This is a genomic window from Endozoicomonas sp. ALB115 (genome assembly GCF_049310245.1).
Classification (GTDB): domain Bacteria; phylum Pseudomonadota; class Gammaproteobacteria; order Pseudomonadales; family Endozoicomonadaceae; genus Endozoicomonas.
Genome location: NZ_JBLYZG010000160.1, coordinates 1 through 2,420, shown reverse-complemented (window position 1 = coordinate 2,420; position 2,420 = coordinate 1). Strand labels below are relative to the sequence as shown.

Here is a 2,420-nt window from a genome sequence, read left to right as displayed (position 1 = left end):
ACATCACCACAAAAAAGACGACGGTGAATAACAGGTCGATACACAACGTCAGGGCAGAGCCGGTAATAAACTCCCGAATGGTGTCCAGCTCCCGAACCCGGGCCACCGTGTCGCCTACTCGACGAGCTTGAAAGAATGCAATGGGTAAGCGAAGTAAATGGTTGAACAGCCTTGAGCCAAGCACCACATCGACTCTGTTTGTGGTGTGACTGAATACATAATTCCTGAGGCCATTCAGGACAATATCAAAAAATGAGAGTACCAACAGGCCAAATGCCAATACGTCTAACGTCGTTAATGCCTGGTTAACCAGCACCTTGTCGATAATCACCTGAAAGAACAGTGGGGTGATCAGTGCAAACAATTGAATAAAGAAGGAAGCCAGCAATACTTCCGACAGCAGTTTTTTATGCTTCAGCAAAGGGGGAATAAACCAGCTGAAATCAAACTTGGCAAAACTGCCCGGCAATAAAGAGCGTTTCGTGAATAACAGAACATCGCCAGAGAGCATCGTTTCCAACACATCCAACGATACTGCCTCGGGGGATTGCTTCAGCGGACTTTGAATCAGCGCCTTCCCTTCATGTACCCGGGCAATGATGAAGTAGTGACCATCCGCCTGTCGTGCAATCGCAGGCAACGGCAGATCAGTCAGCTGATCCACTGCCACTTTGATTTTTCTGGCCTTCAACTTCAGGGATTTAGCCGCCCTGAGCATGGCTATATCGTCAAGCGCTGCATCGCCACGACCAAACTGGTAATGCAACTGCTCAGCCTCTGCCGCTACGCCATGAAATTTGGCCAGCATCACCAGGCAATGTATGCCACTATCTATGGAATTGAATTGACTCACTACTACGGCTGTCCAGATACTTATTTTTATGAATGGACATCGTGCCTGATGCAGAACACGAACTTTCAGTTAGAAGAGGCTTGGAGAAGGAAAGCTTTTCAGCTTGCGACATCTACTGATAACAGGCGATTCTTTCCAGGTACCAGCGAAAGACTGGACATAAGCACTACGGCCACGAACGTAGGCCATGATTCCTCGGGTCATTCCATGTATCCCTTTCACTATTGAGTTGTTCTTATTGAATGAAACACATTCAAACAGCAGTTTAAATCGGTGTCAACAGCTATAAATAAAGTCAATATATTTTTTGACTCTGTTCACATAATTGCTATAACAACAAGACTTCCAAGGCATCCACAGAATTACAGTCGGGTACTCGTTACAATTCACGACAGAGATAATCGTAGAGTTCCAGTCCATTAGACTTTGCACTTTCGATCAGGCTGTAAAAAATGGCACTGCCTGAGTACCAAAGGCCTTCTTTTTCAGCCACAGCACCGTATCCGGCGTATTCATCAGTTTGCAGATACGGGAACCATAGATTGTGCAATGAACTGGTCCGTGGTTCCCTTTTTGATCCGTCACGTTATAGGTTTACTGCATATTATTCCTGTTTTGCCAAATTGAGACTTTGTTTCTTACGCATTGACTCCCCTGACAGTTCCAAACGGTGTGAACGGTGAATCAGACGATCCATAATGGCATCAATAAAAACTGATTTCTGGTTATCCAGTCGCATCGACACAGGGTTTCTAATGCGCCTCGATCAATCCCCCGATTGGCCGCATAATCAATATCCTCCACATAGGCGCTGGCCTGCTTGATTTTTGCCGCCTTCCTGAGTCGTTGCTGTTTGCGCTGCTTACGATCCAGAGTTTCAGCTTCAAGTAACAGGCTGAGACGATCTTCAAACGACAGTTTCATCTGGTCGGGTGTTTCAAACATACGGGACAATGCTTGCTCAAAGCCCGGTAGCCGAAGCTCTCTGATCTGCTCTATCAGTTGTTGCGTGCTCATTTCAAATGACCTTCATGATCCGCATAGTAAGAAGCACCCCGGACATTGGAGTGGGCAGGAAGCTTGTGTTGTGTGGTGGTTTCCGTAATCTGCTGTCCATCAAGGTGGCATTGCAGAATTGAGTGCACGCTGGTTACCGTGAGAGACTGAATTTCGGTCACACAGGTGCAGGCATTCATGAATCGCTGCACTCCATAGTGCCGACACAATTTTTGCAGCTTGCTACAGGCTCGTACGCCTTTTAAGGAATGTTCAGGCAGGTTCTCAAACTGCGCTGTCACAACAGCCAGCACATCAGCACTCTGTTCTTTGGCCCAGTTGATAAAGTAATCCCGGGTCTGGTTTGCGTATGCCTGATGCTGGGTAGGACGGTGCTCCGGATAGGTGGTTGCGTCCTCTTTGCGATGACTTCGGGGGTGGATTGCCACCCGATGGTGCTGATGGAATATTTCAACCTTCTGATGACCTACCTTCACTTCCACACAGAAGATTAACTGTGAGTAGCCAAGCACTCCCACGAACAGTTCCACCTTTTGTGTCTGGCCTGTTG

The 2,420-nt window shown here is 47.4% G+C and carries 4 protein-coding genes and 1 pseudogene; all 5 read right to left on the bottom strand.

Annotated elements, in window-relative coordinates:
* Nucleotides 1-853: ABC transporter transmembrane domain-containing protein (locus tag ACO6VE_RS24300; protein WP_422464056.1), on the bottom strand; the 853-nt coding region annotated here is incomplete at its 3' end.
* Nucleotides 854-1,232: 379 nt separating this feature from the next.
* Nucleotides 1,233-1,403 (bottom strand): hypothetical protein, encoded by a 171-nt coding sequence (locus ACO6VE_RS24295; protein ID WP_422464054.1) that lies wholly within the window; start codon nt 1,401-1,403, stop codon nt 1,233-1,235.
* A 54-nt stretch (nt 1,404-1,457) separates the two neighbouring features.
* On the bottom strand, nt 1,458-1,550 hold the full coding sequence (locus ACO6VE_RS24290) for an ATP-binding protein (RefSeq protein ID WP_219622270.1): 93 nt from the start codon (nt 1,548-1,550) through the stop codon (nt 1,458-1,460).
* A complete protein-coding gene (locus ACO6VE_RS24285; protein WP_422447005.1) occupies nt 1,538-1,870 on the bottom strand; it encodes an ATP-binding protein in 333 nt (110 codons plus the stop codon). Before ACO6VE_RS24285 ends, ACO6VE_RS24290 begins: the two co-directional genes overlap by 13 nt.
* Nucleotides 1,867-2,420, bottom strand: a pseudogene (locus tag ACO6VE_RS24280) (hypothetical protein); the annotation flags it as partial. The gene ACO6VE_RS24285 and the pseudogene ACO6VE_RS24280, both read right to left, overlap by 4 nt.

Bases quoted from the DNA above. Each gene is read 5' to 3' on its own strand.
- ACO6VE_RS24290 (WP_219622270.1), bottom strand. From the start codon at position 1,550: ATGGATCGTCTGATTCACCGTTCACACCGTTTGGAACTGTCAGGGGAG.
- ACO6VE_RS24285 (WP_422447005.1), bottom strand. From the start codon at position 1,870: ATGAGCACGCAACAACTGATAGAGCAGATCAGAGAGCTTCGGCTACCG.